Genomic DNA, 22,390 nt, shown 5'->3' on the forward strand with positions numbered 1-22,390 from the left:
TATTAGTTTTAAATGATTGTTGTTGTAGTTCATGATCTTGTTTCAATATGTTAAGATATTTGGCAGTCCACACTGCCGGTTGATGGTCAATGGTTATTGGTTGATGGCATTAGTGCCAACGGCCATGGGCAGACGGCCAACAGCCAAAAATTTAAGGTGGTTATAGCGACGGGGCTCACCTCTTACCATTCCGAACAGAGTAGTTAAGCCCGTTAGCGCCGATGGTACTGCGAAAGTGGGAGAGTAGGTCGTTGCCTTTTTTGGAAGCCCTGCATGGTAATCATGCAGGGCTTTTTGTTTTTTAGCGGGTGGGAGTGGTTATTTAGAATGCAGAGGGTTAATCTCTTAAAATACTTCTAGAGATAACAATTTTTTGAATTTCTGAGGTGCCTTCATAAATCTGGGTTATTTTGGCATCACGCATTAAACGTTCAACGTGATAATCTTTCACAAAACCATTACCGCCGTGAATTTGAACAGCTTCAACAGTGTGTTCCATAGCCACTTTTGAAGCATATAATTTGGCTGTTGCGCTAGATATATCGTAGTTATTACCTTGATCTTTATCCCACGCAGCTTTCATTACCAAATGCCGGGCAGCAGAAATGTCTGTATACATATCTGCCAATTTAAAAGCAATGGATTGATGATTGGAAATCTCGGTTCCAAAAGTTTTGCGTTCTTTAGAATATTTTAAAGCCAATTCATAAGCGCCTTGGGCAATTCCTAATGCCTGGGATGCAATACCTATACGTCCGCCAGATAAGGTTTTCATGGCAAATCTAAAACCAAATCCGTCTTCACCAATTCTGTTTTCTTTTGGAACTTTAACATCATTGAATTGTAATGTATGCGTGTCGCTTCCGCGTATGCCTAGTTTGTTCTCTTTTGGCCCAATATGAAAGCCTTCCATGCCTTTTTCTAAAATAAAAGCATTGATGCCGTGCGAGCCTTTTTCTTTATCAGTTTGGGAAATCACTAAATATACATCGGCCCGTCCTCCATTAGTAATCCAATTTTTTGTTCCGTTAAGTAAATAATAATCACCTTTATCAATAGCTGATGTTTTTTGGGATGTCGCATCACTTCCAGCTTCTGGTTCACTCAAACAAAAGGCTCCAACAAACTCGCCAGTAGCCAATTTTGTTAGATATTTTTGCTTTTGCATATCATTGCCATAAGCTTCAATGCCATAAGAAACCAAGGAGTTATTTACGGAAACAATCACAGAAGCAGAAGCATCAACTTTGGATAGTTCTTCCATAATTAGCACATACGATATTGTGTCCATACCGCTACCTCCATATTTGGGATCAACCATAATACCCATGAATCCAAGTTCTCCCATTTTTTTTACTAAAGCATCTGGAAAATGTTGATTTTCATCACGCTCTATAACACCCGGGAGGAGTTCATTTTGAGCAAAATCTCTAGCAGTATCTTGTATTATGATATGTTCTTCGGTTAGACTAAAATCCATGATTTATAACTAGCTAATAATGTTGATAATGAATAAACTCAAATATAACTTTTTATAAGGATATTATCAATGAGTATTATTATTTTTACCTAATATGATACAAACAAGCTATAAGGTTATTGGTATGATGTCTGGCACGTCGCTGGATGGTATTGATTTGGTCTATGTAGAGTTTAATAAATATTCCAAGTGGGATTTTACTATTCTAAAAGCACAAACTTTTGAGTATGATGACACTTGGAGAGAAAAACTCAGGAATTTAGTTACGGCTTCTATGGACGATTTGAAAACTATAGATAGTGATTATACCCATTATATAGCTCATGTTATTAATGAATTTATTGAAACAAACAATATTGAATATGTGGATGCTATTTGTTCTCATGGGCATACCGCTTTACATCAACCACAAAATAAACTTACTTACCAAATAGGAAATAAATCCATCCTGGCAGATTTAACAAAGAATACAGTCGTTTGTAATTTTAGGGTTCAAGATGTCGAGTTGGGTGGGCAGGGAGCACCGCTTGTACCAATTGGAGACGAACTTCTTTTTCCTGAATATGATTTTTGTTTAAATTTAGGAGGATTTGCAAATATTTCAACAAAAATTGATGATGAACGAATAGCCTATGATATTTGCCCCGTGAATATAGTTCTTAATCATTATATTAAAACTATAGGGTTTGATTATGATGATAAAGGGAAAATGGCTTCTTCAGGAGAGGTAAACCATTCATTATTAAATAAGCTGAATGATTTAGATTTTTATAAACGATCATACCCTAAATCGTTAGGATTAGAATGGGTAAATACAAATATCTTTCCTTTAATTAATTCATATAATATGGAAATAAAGGATGTTTTAAGGACATTTATAGAGCACATTGCTGTTCAAATTTCTGTAGAAATCAACAAAAAAAATAAGGCTTCAGTATTAGTTTCAGGCGGTGGTGTTTACAACGAGTTTCTTATAAGCAGCATAAACCATTTAACAAAAAACAGAATAGTAATACCTTCAAAAAATATCATAGAATTTAAAGAAGCATTAATTTTCGCATTCTTAGGAGTGTTAAGACTTAGAAATGAGGTAAATACCTTAAAAAGCGTGACTGGGGCTGTAAAAAATCATAGTTCAGGAAAGATTTTCGCTATTAAAATTAACTAAAAATTAATCGTTAAGGATTATAGTTTTTTATATTTGTTAAATCAATACAAACCTAACCAATCAATTTTTATATAGTAGTAAAATACAACTTATCTGAATCGGATTACTACCGATAAACAATATTAACTTTATGGAGACAGCAATTATTTTGGTATTTGTAATGGGGTACTTAGCCATTACGTTAGAGCATAATTTGAAAATAGATAAGTTGATCCCTGCTTTGGTCATGATGGCCATTTGTTGGGCATTAATAGCTTTAGGTTTAGAAAGTTTTCCTCAATGGTTTGATTCTGCCAATCATAGTTTGTTAGAAGGTTTTGGTTCAATGGCTTCGGAAGAAAAGATGCACCTAATGGAAGAAACGCTATTGCATCACCTTGGAAAAACTGCCGAAATATTAGTGTTCCTTTTGGGTGCCATGACTATAGTTGAAATAATTGATTATTTTGATGGATTTTCCACGATTAAAGACTTTGTAAAAACCAAAAAGAAAACAAAAATATTATGGATATTTTCCATACTGGCATTTGTTTTATCAGCCATTATTGATAATTTAACTGCTACCATAGTTTTGATTTCCATACTTCAAAAAATAGTTAAAGAACGAAATGTACGTTTATATTATGCCGGTTTAATTATTATTGCAGCAAACGCCGGAGGTGCTTGGTCTCCTATTGGAGATGTAACAACAACCATGTTATGGATAGGTAAAAAGGTAAGTACAGAATATTTGGTAGGATATTTATTTATACCTTCCTTATTGTGTATGGCAGTGCCTTCTTTTATTGCCTCTTTTTTACCGATCTTCAAGGGTAATTTAGATATTGATGATGAGGATTTATCAGAGCCAAAGAAGTCTGTTTTTAGTGCAAAAATGCTTTATCTGGGTCTTGGTGCCATTATCTTTGTGCCTGTTTTTAAAATGGTTACACATTTACCTCCTTATGTTGGAATGATGTTATCTTTGGGTATTGTTGCTACTTTTGCTGAGATTTATAGTAGAAGAAAATTTAGTTTAACAGAGTTAAATTCGCAAGAAAGTGATGCACATGCCATACATAGTCCTGTTCATCATTCCTTATCAAGAATTGAATTGCCTAGTATATTATTCTTTTTAGGGATATTAATGGCTGTCGCTGCTCTAGAATCTCTAGGTATTTTGTTCGATTTTGCAGGAACATTAGAAAGAACGATGCCAAGATTAGGTACAGAGATGCATGCTGATGGCGTTTCAGATTTAGTGGTTTTATTGCTAGGAGTAGGTTCGGCAGTTATTGACAATGTGCCACTTGTTGCTGCTAGTTTAGGAATGTTCCATGAACCTATGGATAATGAACTTTGGCATTTTGTAGCGTATTCTGCAGGAACTGGTGGAAGTATGTTGATTATTGGGTCAGCTGCTGGAGTTGTAGCAATGGGTATGGAGAAAATTGATTTCTTTTGGTACTTAAAAAAGATTTCATGGTTAGCACTTATTGGCTTTTTAGTAGGTGCTGTAGCATTTATGTTTACAAGAACTTTATTTTAATATACTTTAACAAAAAAACAAACGTTATACAATTCAAGAAATAATTATATATGCTAAATACTTTAATACAAATTTCCCAAGAAGGACCAGAGTTACTTACAGATGAAGTGCCTGTTGAAAAATCCCTTTCTATTATTGAATTAATTAGTAGTGGAGGGCTAGCAGGACAACTAATCATTGCCGTATTATTTTTAATGCTTGTTCTGGCGATTTATATTTATTTTGAGCGTTTATTTGCCATAAAAGCAGCATCAAAAGTAGATTCCAATTTTATGAATCAAATAAAAGATCATGTAACCCATGGAAAAACAGATGCTGCGCAAATACTTTGTGCCCAAGTGAATTCTCCCGTATCCCGACTTATTGGGAAAGGAATCTCTAGAATTGGAAAACCTCTTGCAGACATTAATACTGCTTTAGAAAATGCAGGAAGATTAGAGATTTATGGATTGGAGAAAAACGTTAGTATTTTAGCTACTATTTCTGGAGCTGGACCAATGATTGGATTTCTTGGAACCGTAGTCGGCATGATATTGGCCATATTCGAACTTGCAAATGCTGGTGGTACCATTCAAATGGATGTTTTAGCTAGCGGACTTTATACGGCTATGACTACTACCGTTGCTGGTTTAATTGTAGGGATTGTTTCTTTTATGGCATACAATCATTTGGTAGTAAAAACCGATAAAGTAGTGTATCAAATGGAAGCAAACTCATTGGAGTTCCTTGATCACTTAAACGAACCTTCATAATATGAATATTAGAGGAAGAAATAAAGTATCGCCAGAATTCAATATGTCGTCTATGACAGATATTGTTTTTCTATTACTTATATTTTTTATGATAGCTTCTACATTGGTTTCTACAAGTGCTATTGATATTTTATTGCCAAAAGCTAGCGGTAAAACTGAAAATAAGAAATCTATTGCGGTTAGTATTCAGAAGGATTTGACCTATTATATTGATGAAAAAAGAGTCGGTGAAAGTGTTTTAGAATCAGAATTAATTACAGCGCTTTCCAGCGAAGAGAGCCCAACAATTGTTTTACGTGCAGAAAAATCGGTACCAGTGGAAAATGTTGTAAAGGTTATGGACATAGCTAATAGAAATAAGTTTAAGATTATACTGGCGGTTAAACCAGGTAGCTAATTATAAATTATTACGGTTTTTTCTACTAGAATTATTTAGTAAGCTAAGTTCTAAATTTACAAAGGAATGGAATAGCCCACAATTCAAAAAATTAATAAGCATTAATAAATGAAATTTTTAGAAACCAAACATGAAAGGGATTCTGCTAAATTAACAACGTTAATTACGGTGATATTAATTTTATTATTATTTGTTGTGGGAGCGCCATACATGGATCCACCGATAGAGTATGGAGTTGCGGTAAACTTTGGAACAACTGATTTTGGAAAGGGAGATGTTCAACCTTTAAAACCTATAAAATCTGAGCCAAACGACATAAACGAACCTTATCAACCCGATGTTTCAAAAGCAGAGCCAACAAAAGCTTCAGAATCAAAAGAAGAAGTTTTAACTCAAGAAAACGAAGAAGCTATTGCTATAAAAAAGCAAAAGCAAGCGGAAGCAAATGCAAAAGCCATTGCTGATGCCAAAGCGAAGGCAGAAGCGGATAGGGTAGCTAAAGAAAAACAGGAGCAAGCTGATAAAAAACGGAAATTAGATGCTTTAATTGGAGGCGTTAGCAAATCTGAAGGCACAGCAACAGGTGGTGAAGGAAATGACAATAAAGCTGGAGATAAAGGCCAACTAGATGGAAATCCATATGCAACCAGTTATTTTGGTTCTGGAGGTTCTGGAAGTGGTGGTGTTGGTTATGGATTAAACGGTAGAGGAAAACCTTCTAGAGAAATTTTCAAGCAAGATTGTAATGAGTATGGCATGGTTGTGGTAGAAATTGAAGTCGATAGAAACGGCAAAGTAATCAGTGCTAAACCAGGCATAAAGGGTACAACAAATACTTCTGCATGTTTGTTAGAACCAGCAAAAAAAATAGCCTTATCGCACAAATGGCCTGCTGATCCTAAAGCACCAGTAAGGCAAATAGGATTTGTAAGTGTCAATTTTGATTTAAGTAATTAGAATGACCTATAATGATACTCTAAATTGGATGTTTTCTCAACTACCAATGTATCAAAGACAGGGTAAATCTGCTTTCAGAAAAGATTTAACAAATACCTTAAAACTATCCGAGCATTTACATTTTCCCGAAAAAAAATTTAAATCAATTCATGTAGCAGGTACCAATGGTAAGGGATCTACAAGCCATATGTTGGCTTCTATTCTGCAAGAAGCAGGCTATAAAGTTGGATTGTACACTTCTCCACATTTAAAAGATTTTAGAGAGCGTATCAAGATTAACGGGCATGTTGTTAGCAAACAATTTGTCACAGGTTTTATTAAACGAAACAAATCGTTTTTGGAAAGCAATTCCTTATCATTTTTTGAAATGACAGTAGGTATGGCATTCGATTATTTTTCAAAAGAAAAAATAGATGTTGCTATTGTTGAAGTGGGGCTTGGAGGCCGATTAGATTCTACAAATATTATCACACCAGAAGTCTCTGTCATTACTAATATAGGGTATGATCACATGCAATTTTTAGGAAATACAATAGAAGAAATCGCATTTGAAAAAGGTGGCATTATAAAACCAAATGTGCCTGTAGTTATTGGCGAAACACAAACCGAAACGCAGCCTGTTTTTAAAAATTTAGCTTCCAAAAATAATTCTGAAATTACGTTTGCTGATAAAGAGATTAAAGAAATTTTTGAAAGTGATTTAAAAGGCATTTATCAAGAAAAGAACATTAAAACAGTTCTTCAAGCCATAAGAAAAATTCAAGAAAGAGGTTTTATAATTTCTCAAGCACACATTAAAAAAGGCTTATTAAATGTTGTAGATAATACAGGTTTAATGGGTAGATGGCAAATTTTGCAATTAAATCCGAAAGTGATTTGCGATACGGCGCACAACAAAGAAGGTCTAGCTTATGTTATGAAACAGCTTTTAAATGAAACCTATAAAACCTTGCATATCGTTTTTGGGGTCGTAAATGATAAAGACGTGACATCCATTTTACCTTTATTACCAAAAAAAGCAATCTATTATTTTTGCAAACCTGATATTCCAAGAGGTTTAGATGCAAAAGAACTAAAGCAAATATTTATGGATGCTGGATTTAATGGAAAAACTTATAGTTCTGTAAAAGAAGCATATAAAGCAGCAAAAGATAATGCAACTGCCAATGATTGTATTTATATTGGAGGAAGCACATTTGTAGTTGCAGAAATAGTTTGATTTTTTATTGAAAAAGTTTTTGCAGATTAAAAATCTAGCTTATATTTGCACACCTAATTAAAGGGCGACTAGCTCAGCTGGTTCAGAGCATTTGGTTTACACCCAAAGGGTCAGGGGTTCGAATCCCTTGTCGCCCACAAAAAAAATCCTAAAGTTAAAGCTTTAGGATTTTTTGTTTCTACATTATGATAAGGGTCATTAACTCAGTTGGTTCAGAGTGTCACGTCGACAACGTGGAAGTCACTGGTTCGAATCCAGTATGACCCACAATTTTTTATATAAAACTTCCAGTATTCTTTCCATCGCAAGTATTTTCAAAATCCAGAAAGATTTAATTTAATATTCATAATCCCGAAATGATTAGAAATGGCTAACTTGTGACTTATTCCCAACCGCTAAATTTATATAGATGAAACCGTTTTTTGCCATCATTTCGCTACTGTGTATTTGTAATATTTATGCCCAGAAAAAAGTAGATTCAACCCAAGAATTTAAAATTAATAGTCAAGAATACTTAGAAATGAGGGGTGCCAATGTTATGTTGGCCCACGATTTTTATCCAGAAAGCCATCAAGGTGGCGTGGGTATCATTCAAAACGGTTTAAGGGTTGCAACAAATGGAGACTTAAGACTAGAACCCACTCCTGGCCAATGGCAGCCTGTTCCTAAAGTAGGTGAACGTAAAGTAGATCTTGGTAAACAGGAGATTAGTGTACATATGGAATATCCAGATCCATCAATAAATGGTGTTGGTTTTAATCCCATTTTTTATCCAGATTTAAATATGTCTTATACGCTTAAAGTGATTCCACAAGGAAAATCTTTTAAAATTGTGGTGGATTTAGATAAACCTATTCCACAGGAATGGGTTGATAAAGTAGGGATGAATATTGAGTTTTTTCCAGGTATATTATTTGGGAAATCTTATTACATGGATAATGATTTTGGGATTTTCAACCGTCAAGCAAATGGTCCAGGATTTAAAGACAGCGATAACGAATTTCAATTAACCCCTATGGCAGAAGGGAAGGTTCTCGTAATTGCTCCAGAAACGACTTCGCAAACTCTTACTATCAAGAACTTGAAAGATAATAATTTGCAATTAATAGATGGCCGTGCAAAACATTCTAACGGGTGGTTTGTGGTGCGCTCTCTAGTTCCTGCTGGTGCTACTAAAAATGCTATTGAATGGTTAGTAACCCCTAAAGTAGAGAATAATTATACCTATAGCCCAGTAGTTCAAGTGTCGCAAGTAGGTTATCATACCAATCAACCTAAAGTTGCTACAATAGAAACAGATAAAAATGATATAGACGTTAAGAACATAAAACTGTTAAAGGTTAGTACTGAAGGCGGATTTACAGAAGTGATTTCTGAAACACCCAAAGAATGGGGTGACTTTTTGCGTTATAAATATTATCAATTCGATTTTTCTAAAATTACGGAACCAGGCTTGTATATCGTTGAGTATGGAAATTATAAAACAAATCCTTTTCAAATAAGCGATAATGTTTTTAAAAGAAACGTTTGGCAACCTACACTTGAATATTTTCTACCTGTACAAATGTGTCACATGCGCGTTAACGATAGATATAAAGTGTGGCATGGCCGTTGTCATTTAGATGATGCTCGAATGGCACCCATAAACACCAACCATTTTGATGGGTATTTGCAAGGTCCTGAAACACTAACAAAATATAAATCGGGGGAGCATGTGCCGGGTATTAATGTTGGAGGATGGCATGATGCAGGTGATTATGATTTACGTGTTGAATCTCAAGCATCAACTGTACAAGGATTATCACAAATATATGAGCTCTTTAATGTGGATTACGATAACACAAGTATCGATCAAGAAACCAAAACAGTCGAAATTTTACAGCCAGATGGTAAACCAGATATGTTGCAACAAATAGAGCATGGTGCATTATCGATTGTTGGAGGTTACAAATCTATGGGACGTTTTTATAGAGGGATTATAGTACCACATAAAAGACAATACACGTTATTAGGGGATCCCGTAAACCATAGTGATAATGAGGTTTATTCGCATGAAATGAAAACATCGACAGTAGATACGGTTGGAATTGAAATGGGTAAACCGGGGATTGGTGATGACAGATGGGTTTTTACAGAGCAAAATCCTAATAGAGAATTAAATGCAGCGGCAGGATTAGCTGCGGCAGCAAGAGTGTTAAAAGGATTTAATGATGCGTTGGCAAAAGACTGCCTTGAAATAGCAAAAGAAATTTGGGAAATAACTAAACCAAGAAATCAAATAGCTAAAACGAACTTGGCTGTTGAGCTGTTGAAAACAACCAAAGATGAGAAATACGCGCAATTTTTAGTAGAGAATACAGATGCCATTGCAGATAGATTTGAGCAAAATGGTTGGGTTGTAGGACCAATCATTCCGTTAATTAAAAATGAAAACTTTAAAGTTAAAATTACAGCAGCAGCTAAAACTTATTTTGAAAAAGTAAAAGAATTAGGGAAGAAAACACCTTATGGAATGCCTTACGAACCGAATATTTGGGGTGCGGGTTGGGGTATTCAAAATTTTGGAGTGCAACAATATTTTTTGCATACTAGTTTCCCAGAAATATTCCCAAACATCTATATGCTTAATGCCATGAATTTTGTTCTTGGTGTGCATCCAGGTGTTAATACATCGTCATTTGCATCAGGTGTTGGGTCCAGATCATTAACCCAGGCATATGGCGTAAATAGAGGAGAATTTTCATTTATTCCTGGAGGTATTGGTTCGGGGACAGCTTTAATACGGCCAGATTTTCCTGAATTATTGGAATGGCCTTTTTTATGGCAGCAAACAGAATATGTCCTAGGTGGAGGTACAACGGATTATATCTTTTTGATTCTAGCGGCAGATCAGCTATTGAATAAATAGATGAATTGAAAGAAACGAATTAATCCATTTTTTATAATACATCTAAAACGCGTTCCAATGCCATACCTCTAGACCCTTTTATTAAAATTGTAGAATCTTTAATGGATAATGGTTTAAATACATCTTTGAAATCTGAAAAAGATGTGTATTTGGTTATTTTTTCAGAAGCTGTTTTAGTTTGAAAAAAATTTTCTCCAATAAAAATAAGGTTATCGATGTTTAATGAATTTGCCAAATCAACAATATGTTGATGTTCTTGTTTGGCTTCATTACCTAACTCAAACATATCGCCAATAATGGCTATTTTATGTCCTGATTGCTTCTCAAAATTATGTAGAGCAGCAGCCATACTGGTTGGATTGGCATTGTAAGCATCCAAAATGATTTTGTTGTTCTCTTTCAGGATAATCTGTGAACGATTATTGGCTGGAATATAATTTTCAATGGCTTGTTTTATTGAATTATCGTCAATTTCAAAATAATTTCCAATGGCAATGGCAGCTGCAATGTTACTGAAATTGTAATCACCAATCAATTGACTTTCAATGGTAAGATTGTAATAATTACATACTACAAAAGGCTGCGCTTCAACAAAATCGATGCAAACATTTGGTGTTTGATTTTTATTTCCGAAAGTAAAAATACTTGCTTTTTGAGTTTTTTCTAATTGAATGGCATCGTTTGCATTAACAAATATGGTTTTATTGTGTTCCATTAAATAATCATACATTTCACTTTTTCCTTTAATGACACCTTCAACACTACCAAAACCTTCTAAATGCGCTTTTCCAAAGTTTGTGATATAGCCATAATCTGGTTGTGCTATCTGGCATAAAAAAGCGATTTCCTTTAAGTGATTGGCTCCCATCTCAACAATACCAATCTCTGTATTTATATCCATAGAAAGCAATGTTAATGGAACGCCTATATGATTGTTTAAATTCCCAACAGTAGCTGTGGTTTTATATTTTTTTGATAGTGTTGCATTAATTAACTCTTTAGTAGTTGTTTTTCCGTTACTTCCCGTCAATGCAATAATTGGGATATTTAAAAAAGTTCGATGAAAGGATGAAAGCTGTTGAAGTGTTTCAAGTACATTATCAACTAAAATAGTTTTAGGGTTTTCATAATACTCAGGCTCGTCAATAATAACATATTTTGCACCAAGATTTATAGCTTGCTTAGCATATGAGTTTCCGTTGAAATTATCGCCTTTGAGAGCGAAGAACATATCATTTTCTTTTATTTTCCTTGTATCTGTGCATGCTGAATGACATTCTAGGAATAAAGTGTGCAGTTGTTGAATTTTCAAAAGTAATGTCTTTTAATTATAAATTAAATGTATAAAAAAAGTCCTAACATATGCTAGGACTTTTTAATATTATAAGAAGATTTTTAGTTCTTCGTTTTATTTTTTTCTTTGCTTTTTGAGCCTACTCGAGACATAGCACATCTAAATCCGATATAGTCGGTTGCCATATCTTGAGGGAAATAACGTCTTTGAGCTGGATCTAACCAATATTCCCTGTCTTTCCAAGAACCACCTTTGTAAACTCTTACTTCGTCGTTAATTAAAGAGGTTCTATTGTTGTCTTTGTCATACTCTCTAATAATATTACCCAAAGAGTCCCTTGTTACGGAATGTTTAGGAGCATTGTACATTTTTCTGGTTTCAGCATCTTCAGTAGTTCCACCTTCGGTTTCATCATCATTAAAGCTTTCAAAGTATCTAGAAGAACGTTTGTCCCCATCTCTAAAGTTAATCTCGTTGCTTTTGTCAAAGTTAGTTCTTAAATAAGTTTCATTTTCATCAACAGGAACTTGCATAATTTGTCCCGGAAGGTTTCTTGCCACTAACTTGCCTGTAGACAACGTATCATATCCAATGCTTTCTGAAGTCACCACTTTTACAGTTCCGTCATCATTAATGGCGTTTTTGGTATAAACGTTTCCTCTATAGTAATTGAAATCATTAAATTCATCATCAATTATTGGTCGATAAACATCAGCTACCCATTCAGCTACATTGCCTGCCATATCATATAAACCAAAATCGTTAGGATCATAGGATTTTACTTTATTGGTAATATCGGCACCGTCATCCGACCATCCCGCAATTCCGCCGTAATCTCCTTTCCCTTGTTTGAAATTAGCTAATTGATCACCACGGGTTTTACGTTTTCCTGAACGTGTATATTGTCCATCCCATGGATATTTTTTACGGCCTCTATATAAATTATAAGCTCTTATTTCACTTAAACCTAAAGCAGCATATTCCCATTCAGTTTCTGTTGGGAGTCTGTATTTTGGTGATATAATACCGGTTTCTCTGGTGGCATATATGCCTATAGGATTTCCATCTGCATCAGTACGTACGTTTCTTCTTCCGCTATCAGGATTTATAACTTCTTCATTGCCACCATATGTTAATGTAGGGGCATTAATATAGGTATCTGTATTAAATGTGGATTCTGCGTTAACATCTATAGTTTTGGCATCCCGTTTTAAATAACCAGCGCTTTCTAGGTAGTACTCATTAACACGATCAGATCTCCAGTTGGCAAATTCTACAGCTTGTATCCAACTAACTCCAACAACAGGATACTCGGCATATCCCGGGTGACGCAGATAATTTTCTGTCATAATTTCATTGAAACCTAAACGATTTCTCCAAACCAATGTGTCTGGTAAAGCTCCGTGATAGATGGCCCTAAAATTCTCTTCAGAGGGTGGATAAACTCTCTTAATCCAGTCTAGGTACTCTAAATACATCATATTGGTAACTTCAGTTTCATCCATGTAGAAAGATTGTACATGTTGCTGGCTTGGTGTATTGTTCCAATCATGCATCACGTCATCCTGAACTCTACCTTTTGTAAAAGTTCCACCCTCTACAAAAACTAAACCAGGAGAAGTTTCTTGTTCTTTAAAGCTAGTATTGTATTGAAAACCCCCTTCTTTGTCGTTAATTTGCCATCCTGTAGCCCTTGAACTATTCTTGGAACTTGATGATTTTTTACAACCAATCAAGACTACAGATAATGTCAGGATTAATAATACTTTGATTGTCACTACTTTTTTCATATCCATACGTTTAAGTAAGCTAATAATGTTTTTGGTGCTGCAATATAGTAATTAAACCGAACACAGCAAGTGATTTTTTGCATTTCGACCAAAAAAAAGTGCATTTCACCCTATTTTTGATGCATTACACCGATGTTTTTGAAATATTTCACCTTTATTTAGTGTTGCTATAACGCCTATATTCCGATTAATATTGTATTTTTGAATCTGTTTAAAAAAAATGTTGATTGTTTCCAGTTATAATAGATGCGTAAATACGTTAATTAATTGATGAAAAGGAAATTTTTACTTTTATTTTTATTTGTTTCTATTATTTGTTTCTCTCAGCAAAAAAATTACACTGTTAATTGGGAGGGAAAACAAGCGCTTTCTGTTGGCAGTTATACTGTAGAAATCCCTTCATTTAATAAAGAATATTTTAGCTATGAGTTTGAGGAAGGATTGCAGTTTGTCGATCAATGGAAGCTGACCAATTCAATTAATGAGTCTTCCATAGTTCTAAATAATGTTTCCTATTCAAACATATCAAGAAGCGACTTAGGGGATTTAGATATTAGCAAATTGCCTAATGAGCTAAAATTTAGTTTAAAAAATTCTAAATCAAGAGATAAACAATACGCCTTTTTTAAATTATCACCCATAATAAAAAGTGAGGATGGTACTTTTAAAAAAGTCACTTCATTTCAAATTACTTACAATGAAACAGCTAATACGAATAGAACAGCAGTAACAAGTAAAGCATTTGGCTCTATGGCCATTTCCAATTCTGTTTTAAACACTGGAAGATGGTTTAAATTTTATGTTGATAAGACTGGGGTTTTCCGATTGTCAAAAAATTTTATTAGGCAATTAGGTGTTGATGTGGATAATGTTGACCCACGTACTATTAAAATATATGGTAATGGCGGACAAATGATACCATATTCTAATTCAATTGCCCAACCATTTGATGTTGTTGAAAATGCGATAAAGTTTGTTGGAGAAGGAGATGGTGTGTTTAATAATGAAGATTATATATTGTTTTATGCCCAAGGACCCAAAGAATTTAATGCTGAAAGTAACACTAACATAAACTGTTACACAGATAAAACATACTATTATATAAATGTGGGCACTGGTAATGGTAAGCGTATCCAACCGTTTATACAGCCAAGTGGTGCAGTAGATCTAATTATTGATACTTATGAAGATTATCAATTCCATGAAGTAGATGACTATAACTTAGCGTCTTTGGGAAGAAGATGGTTTGGTGATAGGTTTGATATTCAGAATCAAAAAGCATTTCAATTTGATGTCCCCAATTTGGTTGCAACAACCCCAATAAGACTTAAGGTTTATTTTGCTTCAACATCAACAACCCAAAGTTCATTAAGAATTGATGTTAATGGAACAGCCGTTTCTACCTTATTAATAAGCGGCGTTTCGGGGGCAAATCTGGCGAATGAAGCATCATACATTGGAAATGTAAATGTTGCTTCTTCATCAATTTCAGTAAATCTTAATTTTGATAATCAAGGAAATCCAAGTGGGGTTGGGTATTTGGATTATGTTTCAATAGAAGCTCTCAGGAATTTGAGTTTTTCAAATAAGCAGTTTCAATTTAAAAATAGTCTGGTAACATCAACTTCTGGCATTGGACAGTATAATATTACCAATGCATCGCAAGTCTCTGAAGTCTGGGATGTAACCGATAAATATAATGTTACCAATGTTGAAAACACAAATGCTAGTTCTACCTTTAATTTTACATCAACATTAGGTACTTTAAGAACCTATGTGGCATTGACGACGTCCGATTATTTTGAGCCTGAAGCAGATGTTACCACATCATTAAGTAATCAAAATTTAAAAGGGACTCTATTTTTAAATAGTTCTGGCCAGTTTCAAGATGTAGATTATATCATAGTGTCTCCCAATAATATGCTAGCCCAAGCAGAACGTTTGGCACAAATAAATAGAAATCAATATAATTTAAATGTTAAGGTTGTTGGCTTAAACGAGATTTACAATGAGTTTAACACAGGCAATCAAGATATTGGTGCTATTAGAAATATGGTCAAGTATGTTTATGATAATGCCAGCACACCAGATAATAGGCTAAAGTATTTATGCTTATTTGGTGATGGTTCTTTTGACTATAAGGATAGAATACCAAACAATACAAACATCATGCCTTCGTGGTACTCTTATAATAGTTTCAATCTTACCAGTTCATTTGTTTCTGATGATTTTTATGGTATGATGGATGCTAATGAAGGTACTATGGGAACAAGTGATAGACTTGATATTGCTGTTGGAAGAATTCTTGCCGAAACACCACAGCAAGCCAAGGATATGGTTGATAAAGTTGAAAGTTATTACGCTAAAGAATCTTTCGGAAGTTGGCGTAATAATTATGTTGTGGTTTCAGATGATGTTGACCAAGATTGGGAAGGGATTTTACAACAAACAACCGACAATATAGGCAATTTAGTTACCCAAGAAAAAGCTTTTGTAAATGTTGTTAAAATACATTCGGATGCTTTCAAACAGGAATCTTCAGCAGGCGGAAATACCTATCCAAAAGTAAATGAGACTTTTGTAAATGCTATTGATAATGGCGCTCTGGTGGTAAATTATTTTGGTCATGGTGGTGAAGATGGTTTGGCAGGCGAACGTATTTTATTAAAACCGGATATACAAGGCTTAAGAAATTTTAATAAACTTAATTGCTTCGTGTCAGTTACTTGTGAGTTTACCAAGTTTGATAACCCATTTAGGCAAACGGCTGGGGAATTCATTTATTGGAATAAGGAAGCCGGATCCATCGGACTCATAACAACTACGCGGCAAATATTTGTAAATTTTGCCATCAATTTTAATAGTCTATTAGGGAAGTATTTGTTTTCATATAGTGATGATGATAATTATGGCGATTTTGAATATCCAACGATGGCCGAATCATTACGATTGACCAAAAACGAATCATCAATTTCTTCAAATAGCCAAAATAAATTGGTATTTTTTATTGGTGATCCAGCTATGAAGTTAGCGTTTCCCAAACCTAATATTCGTTTAACAAAAATTAATGATGTGGATATAACGCAACCCACAGATACATTAAAAGCATTAAGTCGTATAAAACTATCAGGTGAAGTAACCGATTTGTCTGGAACCGTTTTGAATACTTATAACGGTATACTTTCATCAACCATTTATGATAAAGATATAAATAGGCAAACGCTGGCTAATGATGGCACCAGAGATACCAATGGACAAATAGTAAGATTAGATTTTACAACACTTGGCGAAATTATTTTCAGAGGTCAGGCATCTGTTCAAAACGGACAGTTTGAATTTAATTTTGTGGTTCCTAAAGATATTGGTATTCCTATAGGTTTTGGTAAGGTAAGTTTTTATTCAGAAAGGGATGCATTATTGGAAGACCAAACAGGTGCTGCCATTAATACGGTAAAAATAGGTGGTTTAAATGAAAATGCCGAAGAAGATAATACAGGTCCCACCATTACATTGTATATGAATGACGAGAATTTTGTATCGGGAGGTATTACAAATGAATCGCCCACATTATTGGTAAAACTGGAAGATATTAATGGTATAAATACGGCAAGTGGTATTGGTCACGATATTGTTGCCATTTTAGATGGAGATGAAACCAATCCGTTTATACTGAATGATTATTATCAGACTGAGGTTGATGATTATCAAAAAGGAGTGGCTACGTATCCGTTTAGGGATTTATCGCCGGGCCTTCATACTTTAACCCTAAGAGCTTGGGATGTTTACAATAATTCTTCAATAGCAGAAATCCAATTTATCGTATTTGACAAAGATCAAGAATTGGTAATAAATAACGTGCTAAATTATCCAAATCCGTTTGTGAATTATACTGAATTTTGGTTCAATCACAATAGTTCAGATGCTTTAGACGTTTCAATACAAATATTTACTGTATCGGGAAAATTGGTTAGAACCCTTAATGGGCAAACCCTAGGAGGCGGCATTGTAAATAGCACGTTATCGAGGGATATAGTTTGGGATGGTAGGGACGATTTTGGCGATAGAATAGGAAAAGGCGTTTATATCTATAAACTCACTGTTCATTCCAATCTATTAAATAAAAAAGTGGAAAAAATCGAGAAACTTGTTATACTATAATAAAAAATTATATTTGTAAAAAATTGATACATGAAGAATAACATATGCGTATTAATGCTGTTGGTAACTGTATTTGAATTAAGTGCACAAACTACCATAATCCCCAATGACAACGATTCTAGAGTAATAACCACGGGAATGCCTTTTGTGCTAATTGCAGCAGATGCGCGTGCAGCCGCTATGGGTGATATGGGAGTTGCCACTTCGGTAGATGGTTTTTCGCAACAATGGAATTCATCAAAATATGCTTTTTCTGAAACCAAATCAGGAATAGCGGTCAGTTATACACCCTATTTAAGTAAATTGGTGAATGATATTTTTTTAGGAAATGTTACTTATTTTAATCGTATAGATGATCGAAGTGCATTTGCCGCTAGCTTTAGGTATTTTTCTTTGGGAGATATTGAATTTAGGGATAATGAAATTTCGCAAGCATTGATACAAAGACCTAATGAATTGACCATAGATGCCTCATATGCTCTAAGATTAACTGACCAATTCGCCATGTCTGTTGCTATGCGTTTTCTGCGTTCAGATTTGAGATTGCCTGGTGTTGATGGTGATGTAACTTCAGCAAATACATTTGGAGTAGATATTTCAGGATATTATCAAAGTGAAGAAGAAGCTTATACGGATTTTAACGGACGATGGAGAGCAGGGTTTGCCATTCAAAATTTAGGACCTAAATTTACATATGATGAGGGTGGTACAGAAAATTTTCAACCAACAAATTTGCGGTTAGGAGCGGGTTTTGATTTTATTTTTGATGAGTATAATAAATTGGCGGTTACTGCTGAAGTTGCCAAACTTTTGGTGCCAACCCCTCCAATATATGGAGATGAGTATAATTATGTTGATGGAAATAATAATGGTAGATATGATGAAGGAGAAGAAACGACTTTAGTGCAAGAAGGGGTGATTTATAAAGGACAAGATCCTAATGTAGGCTTTTTATCTGGTATTTTTCAATCCTTTGGAGATGCACCAGGAGGTTTTAGCGAAGAGTTAAAAGAGTTTACTTGGGCATTGGGTGCAGAATACACATATCAAGATTCCTTTGCTTTCAGGACTGGTTATTTTAATGAGAGTGAAGAAAAAGGCGCTAGAAAATTTTTAGCATTGGGTGCTGGTTTTAAGTACAATGTGGTTAATATAGATTTATCATATTTATTCTCTACATCTAAAGTGCAAAGTCCTTTAGAAAGTACGCTGCGTTTTTCGTTAACATTTAATATAGGGGCAGGAGAGTACAGGGAATATTAATAAAAAATAAACAATTAAATAATATCTAAAAAACTATTACAAAACGTAATAGTTTTTTTGTTTAAAATAGTATCGTAACTTTAGTGAAATTGGTTAACGCATGAAAGAACTCAAAATAGAATCCATATTTCAAGTCTACAATGACTTAAATGAACTTCCCAATGATATCTCTATATTAATGAATAGGGCTATTGAAGCACGAAGCAAAGCCTATGCACCATATTCTAAATTTAAAGTTGGGGCAGCCATCTTATTAGAAAATGGGGAAATAGTTGCGGGCAATAATCAAGAAAACGTGTCTTATCCTTCTGGATTATGTGCCGAACGTACCGCCATTTATTATGCTGGCTCCCAATATCCGGATTCCAAAATTTTAAAAATGGCTATTACGGCAGCTTCAAGTAATCAAATAACTAAAAATCCCATTCCGCCTTGCGGAGCATGTAGACAAGCCATAGCGGAATATGAAATTAAGCAAGACTCCCCCATAGAGATTTTTTTTATGGGAGAAATTGGTAGTATAATGAAATCTAATTCCCTAAGTAACTTGTTGCCATTACTTTTTGACAAATCTGCATTGTAATTATCATATAAATCATTTCAAAAACAGCAAATAATTAGAATTTCTTAAAAAGACATCAAATTCAATATTTTTTCTACTTTAATGATTTTACGTTTTTGCAATCCCTAGTAATGTATTACTTTTGTATTTCGCTTAAGTAAAATATAATATTATATTATTCGATGCAAGAAATTACAAAAGAAGTTTACCTCAAATGGTACGAAGACATGTCATTTTGGAGGAAGTTTGAAGACAAACTAGCTGCAGTATATATACAACAAAAAGTGAGAGGATTTCTTCACCTTTATAATGGTCAGGAAGCAGTATTAGCAGGTGCTTTGCATGCTATGGACTTAACAAAAGACAAAATGATTACCGCCTATAGAAATCACGTTCAGCCCATTGGTATGGGTGTAGATCCAAGACGTGTTATGGCAGAACTTTTTGGAAAAGGTACAGGAACGTCACAAGGTCTTGGGGGTTCCATGCACATTTTTTCTAAAGAATTCCGTTTTTATGGCGGACATGGTATTGTTGGTGGCCAAATTCCATTAGGTGCAGGCCTTGCATTTGGAGATAAATATCATGGTAGCGATGCCGTTACATTATGTTGTTTTGGTGATGGAGCTGCTCGTCAAGGCTCTTTGCACGAATCATTCAATTTAGCCATGCTTTGGAACCTGCCCGTAGTATTTGTGTGTGAAAATAACGGATATGCCATGGGAACGTCTGTAGAGCGTACCGCTAACCATTCAGAAATATGGAAACTAGGGTTGGGTTACGAAATGCCTTGTGGACCCGTTGATGGGATGAATCCTATAAAAGTTGCTGAAGCATTTGATGAAGCCATTCAACGTGCACGTCGTGGTGAAGGACCAACGTTTTTAGAGTTGAAAACATATCGTTATAGAGGTCACTCTATGAGTGATGCCCAACATTATAGAACAAAAGCTGAAGTTGAAGAATATAAGAAAATAGATCCAATAACCCAGATTAAAGATATTATTCTTGAAAAGAAATACGCTTCCGAAGACGATTTAAAAATCATAGACAAGCGTGTCAAGGATTTGGTTGAAGAATGCGAGAAATTTGCAGATGAGTCACCATATCCAGATAAAAACGTCATGTATGACGCTGTTTACGAACAAGAAGATTATCCATTTATTCAACATAAAATATAAGCTATGGCAGAAATAATAAATATGCCGCGATTGAGCGATACCATGGAAGAAGGAACTGTTGCCACTTGGTTAAAAAAGGTTGGTGACAAAATAAGTGAAGGCGATATTTTAGCTGAAATTGAAACTGATAAAGCCACCATGGAGTTTGAGTCTTTTCACGAAGGCACCTTGCTTCATATTGGCGTTAAAGAAGGTGAAACTACTAAGGTTGATGAACTGTTGGCTATTATTGGTGAAGAAGGTGAAGATATTTCCAGTTTATTAAATGGTGGTAGTAGCAAATCTTCTACCGAGGTTAAAAAAGAAGGAAAAGAATCTACTGAAACAAAAACCGAAGTAAAAGAAAAATCAGAAGATAAACCTAAAGAAGAATCAAAGGGTGGGTCTGATGAAAAATCTAATACAAATGCTAAATTACCAGATGGTGTCGTTGTAGTAACCATGCCTCGATTGAGTGATACCATGGAAGAAGGAACAGTAGCCACTTGGTTAAAAAAAGTTGGAGATACTGTAACAGAAGGTGAAATTTTAGCGGAAATCGAAACAGATAAGGCGACCATGGAGTTTGAGTCATTTCAAGCAGGTACCTTATTATATATTGGTTTAAAAGAAGGTGAATCTGCAAAAGTAGATTCATTGTTGGCTATTATAGGTCCTGCTGGAACAGATGTATCTGGAGTGGCATCTAATTTTACAGCTGGTGCAACTACTGCTAAAAAAGAAGAAGCTCCAAAAGAGGAAGCTCCTAAGGCTGAAACTAAAGTGGAGGCTCCTAAAGCAGAAGCAAAACCATCAAAACCTGTTGCAACAACCTCTACTAATGGAAGGTTATTTGTATCTCCATTAGCTAAAAAGATAGCTCAGGAAAAAGGTATTAATTTACAACAAGTACAAGGGTCAGGAGAAAACGGACGTATTGTAAAAAGCGATATAGAAAATTATACACCTTCAGCTGCGGCGGCAGTTGGTAAATTTGTGCCGGTTGGGCAAGAGGATTTTGAGGACGTTACAAATTCCCAAATGCGTAAAGCCATAGCAAAAGCATTAACCAATTCTAAGTTTACTGCACCTCATTATTATTTGAGTGTTGAATTCGATATGGATAATGCCATTTCATTTCGTGCACAGTTTAATTCCATTCCAGATAAAAAAATATCATATAACGACATGGTTATCAAGGCCTGTGCTTTGGCATTAAAACAGCATCCACAAGTCAATTCTCAATGGTTTCCAGATAAAATGCGCTTAAATAATCATGTGCATATTGGTGTTGCTGTAGCAGTGCCAGATGGTTTGGTGGTTCCAGTTGTGAAATTTGCAAACGAGCAAACCTTGCCACAAATAGGAGCTGTTGTTAAAGACCTTGCAGGAAAAGCTAGAAATAAAAAATTGACGCCTCAAGAAATGGAAGGTAGTACGTTTACGGTTTCTAACTTAGGGATGTTTGGTATAGACACCTTTACGTCTATAATTAATCAACCAAATTCAGCTATTCTTTCTGTTGGAAACATTGTAGAAAAGCCAGTTGTGAAGAATGGACAAATAGTTGTTGGCAACACGATGAAATTATCATTGGCGTGCGATCACAGAACGGTTGATGGAGCAACAGGGGCACAATTCCTTCAAACATTAAAAGGATATATTGAAAATCCTGTTACTATGTTGGTGTAAGAATGTCACTTACAGTGCAGTCTTAAGGTCTCATTATAAAATTCAAACCTGTTTCTCCAGAT

General features: G+C 34.8%; 15 protein-coding genes, 2 tRNA genes and 1 rRNA gene. 15 read left to right on the top strand and 3 right to left on the bottom strand.

Annotated features, from left to right (window positions below; translation table 11 throughout):
• The first annotated feature begins 152 nt into the window (after positions 1-152).
• Positions 153-260, top strand: a 5S ribosomal RNA gene (gene rrf / locus CDH49_RS10345).
• A 77-nt stretch (positions 261-337) separates the two neighbouring features.
• Here rrf and CDH49_RS10350 read toward each other — a convergent pair.
• Positions 338-1,480 (bottom strand): acyl-CoA dehydrogenase, encoded by a 1,143-nt coding sequence (locus CDH49_RS10350; RefSeq protein WP_100615450.1) that lies wholly within the window; start codon positions 1,478-1,480, stop codon positions 338-340.
• 94 nt (positions 1,481-1,574) lie between these two features.
• Here CDH49_RS10350 and CDH49_RS10355 point away from each other — a divergent pair, with 94 nt between their 5' ends.
• The 9 genes from CDH49_RS10355 (at position 1,575) to CDH49_RS10395 (ending at position 10,409) form a co-directional block, all read left to right on the top strand.
• Positions 1,575-2,648: an anhydro-N-acetylmuramic acid kinase gene (locus CDH49_RS10355; RefSeq protein WP_100615451.1), complete on the top strand. Its 1,074-nt coding sequence runs from the start codon at positions 1,575-1,577 to the stop codon at positions 2,646-2,648.
• 130 nt (positions 2,649-2,778) lie between these two features.
• Positions 2,779-4,176 carry a sodium:proton antiporter NhaD gene (gene nhaD, locus CDH49_RS10360; protein ID WP_100615452.1) on the top strand — a complete coding sequence of 466 codons (1,398 nt, stop codon included), beginning with the start codon at positions 2,779-2,781 and terminating at the stop codon, positions 4,174-4,176.
• 50 nt (positions 4,177-4,226) lie between these two features.
• Positions 4,227-4,928 carry a MotA/TolQ/ExbB proton channel family protein gene (locus CDH49_RS10365; RefSeq protein WP_100615453.1) on the top strand — a complete coding sequence of 234 codons (702 nt, stop codon included), beginning with the start codon at positions 4,227-4,229 and terminating at the stop codon, positions 4,926-4,928.
• A gap of 1 nt (position 4,929) precedes the next feature.
• Positions 4,930-5,325 carry an ExbD/TolR family protein gene (locus tag CDH49_RS10370; RefSeq protein ID WP_100615454.1) on the top strand — a complete coding sequence of 132 codons (396 nt, stop codon included), beginning with the start codon at positions 4,930-4,932 and terminating at the stop codon, positions 5,323-5,325.
• Between the two features lie 108 nt (positions 5,326-5,433).
• The gene (locus tag CDH49_RS10375) at positions 5,434-6,282 is read left to right on the top strand and encodes an energy transducer TonB (RefSeq protein ID WP_100615455.1); all 849 of its coding nucleotides are present in this window, start codon (positions 5,434-5,436) and stop codon (positions 6,280-6,282) included.
• 1 nt (position 6,283) lies between these two features.
• Positions 6,284-7,501 carry a bifunctional folylpolyglutamate synthase/dihydrofolate synthase gene (locus CDH49_RS10380; protein WP_100615456.1) on the top strand — a complete coding sequence of 406 codons (1,218 nt, stop codon included), beginning with the start codon at positions 6,284-6,286 and terminating at the stop codon, positions 7,499-7,501.
• A 62-nt stretch (positions 7,502-7,563) separates the two neighbouring features.
• Positions 7,564-7,638, top strand: a tRNA-Val gene (locus CDH49_RS10385).
• Positions 7,639-7,693: 55 nt separating this feature from the next.
• A tRNA-Val gene (locus CDH49_RS10390) sits at positions 7,694-7,768 on the top strand.
• A 142-nt stretch (positions 7,769-7,910) separates the two neighbouring features.
• The gene (locus CDH49_RS10395; RefSeq protein ID WP_100615457.1) at positions 7,911-10,409 is read left to right on the top strand and encodes a glycoside hydrolase family 9 protein; all 2,499 of its coding nucleotides are present in this window, start codon (positions 7,911-7,913) and stop codon (positions 10,407-10,409) included.
• Positions 10,410-10,440: 31 nt separating this feature from the next.
• On the opposite strand, the gene CDH49_RS10400 is transcribed toward CDH49_RS10395, so the two are convergent.
• On the bottom strand, positions 10,441-11,721 hold the full coding sequence (locus tag CDH49_RS10400) for a UDP-N-acetylmuramoyl-tripeptide--D-alanyl-D-alanine ligase (protein ID WP_100615458.1): 1,281 nt from the start codon (positions 11,719-11,721) through the stop codon (positions 10,441-10,443).
• An 83-nt stretch (positions 11,722-11,804) separates the two neighbouring features.
• The gene (gene gldJ, locus CDH49_RS10405; RefSeq protein WP_193434729.1) at positions 11,805-13,499 is read right to left on the bottom strand and encodes a gliding motility lipoprotein GldJ; all 1,695 of its coding nucleotides are present in this window, start codon (positions 13,497-13,499) and stop codon (positions 11,805-11,807) included.
• Positions 13,500-13,763: 264 nt separating this feature from the next.
• Between gldJ and porU the strand changes: the two genes are divergently transcribed.
• The 5 genes from porU to CDH49_RS10430 all read left to right on the top strand — a co-directional run bounded on the left by porU (position 13,764) and on the right by CDH49_RS10430 (position 22,328).
• Positions 13,764-17,651 (top strand): type IX secretion system sortase PorU, encoded by a 3,888-nt coding sequence (gene porU, locus CDH49_RS10410; protein WP_100615459.1) that lies wholly within the window; start codon positions 13,764-13,766, stop codon positions 17,649-17,651.
• Positions 17,652-17,681: 30 nt separating this feature from the next.
• Positions 17,682-18,914 (top strand): type IX secretion system outer membrane channel protein PorV, encoded by a 1,233-nt coding sequence (gene porV / locus CDH49_RS10415; protein WP_100615460.1) that lies wholly within the window; start codon positions 17,682-17,684, stop codon positions 18,912-18,914.
• Positions 18,915-19,014: 100 nt separating this feature from the next.
• Positions 19,015-19,497 carry a cytidine deaminase gene (locus CDH49_RS10420; RefSeq protein WP_100615461.1) on the top strand — a complete coding sequence of 161 codons (483 nt, stop codon included), beginning with the start codon at positions 19,015-19,017 and terminating at the stop codon, positions 19,495-19,497.
• A gap of 161 nt (positions 19,498-19,658) precedes the next feature.
• Entirely contained in the window at positions 19,659-20,657 is a 999-nt protein-coding gene (gene pdhA, locus CDH49_RS10425; RefSeq protein ID WP_100615462.1) for a pyruvate dehydrogenase (acetyl-transferring) E1 component subunit alpha, read from the top strand.
• Between the two features lie 3 nt (positions 20,658-20,660).
• On the top strand, positions 20,661-22,328 hold the full coding sequence (locus CDH49_RS10430) for a pyruvate dehydrogenase complex dihydrolipoamide acetyltransferase (protein WP_100615463.1): 1,668 nt from the start codon (positions 20,661-20,663) through the stop codon (positions 22,326-22,328).
• Positions 22,329-22,390 lie beyond the last annotated feature (62 nt).

Source organism: Confluentibacter citreus (genome assembly GCF_002807055.1).
In the GTDB taxonomy this organism is placed as follows: domain Bacteria; phylum Bacteroidota; class Bacteroidia; order Flavobacteriales; family Flavobacteriaceae; genus Confluentibacter; species Confluentibacter citreus.

Bases quoted from the DNA above. Each gene is read 5' to 3' on its own strand.
- CDH49_RS10350 (WP_100615450.1), bottom strand. From the start codon at position 1,480: ATGGATTTTAGTCTAACCGAAGAACATATCATAATACAAGATACTGCT.
- CDH49_RS10355 (WP_100615451.1), top strand. From the start codon at position 1,575: ATGATACAAACAAGCTATAAGGTTATTGGTATGATGTCTGGCACGTCG.
- nhaD (WP_100615452.1), top strand. From the start codon at position 2,779: ATGGAGACAGCAATTATTTTGGTATTTGTAATGGGGTACTTAGCCATT.
- CDH49_RS10365 (WP_100615453.1), top strand. From the start codon at position 4,227: ATGCTAAATACTTTAATACAAATTTCCCAAGAAGGACCAGAGTTACTT.
- CDH49_RS10370 (WP_100615454.1), top strand. From the start codon at position 4,930: ATGAATATTAGAGGAAGAAATAAAGTATCGCCAGAATTCAATATGTCG.
- CDH49_RS10375 (WP_100615455.1), top strand. From the start codon at position 5,434: ATGAAATTTTTAGAAACCAAACATGAAAGGGATTCTGCTAAATTAACA.
- CDH49_RS10380 (WP_100615456.1), top strand. From the start codon at position 6,284: ATGACCTATAATGATACTCTAAATTGGATGTTTTCTCAACTACCAATG.
- CDH49_RS10395 (WP_100615457.1), top strand. From the start codon at position 7,911: ATGAAACCGTTTTTTGCCATCATTTCGCTACTGTGTATTTGTAATATT.
- gldJ (WP_193434729.1), bottom strand. From the start codon at position 13,499: ATGGATATGAAAAAAGTAGTGACAATCAAAGTATTATTAATCCTGACA.
- porU (WP_100615459.1), top strand. From the start codon at position 13,764: ATGAAAAGGAAATTTTTACTTTTATTTTTATTTGTTTCTATTATTTGT.
- porV (WP_100615460.1), top strand. From the start codon at position 17,682: ATGAAGAATAACATATGCGTATTAATGCTGTTGGTAACTGTATTTGAA.
- CDH49_RS10420 (WP_100615461.1), top strand. From the start codon at position 19,015: ATGAAAGAACTCAAAATAGAATCCATATTTCAAGTCTACAATGACTTA.
- pdhA (WP_100615462.1), top strand. From the start codon at position 19,659: ATGCAAGAAATTACAAAAGAAGTTTACCTCAAATGGTACGAAGACATG.
- CDH49_RS10430 (WP_100615463.1), top strand. From the start codon at position 20,661: ATGGCAGAAATAATAAATATGCCGCGATTGAGCGATACCATGGAAGAA.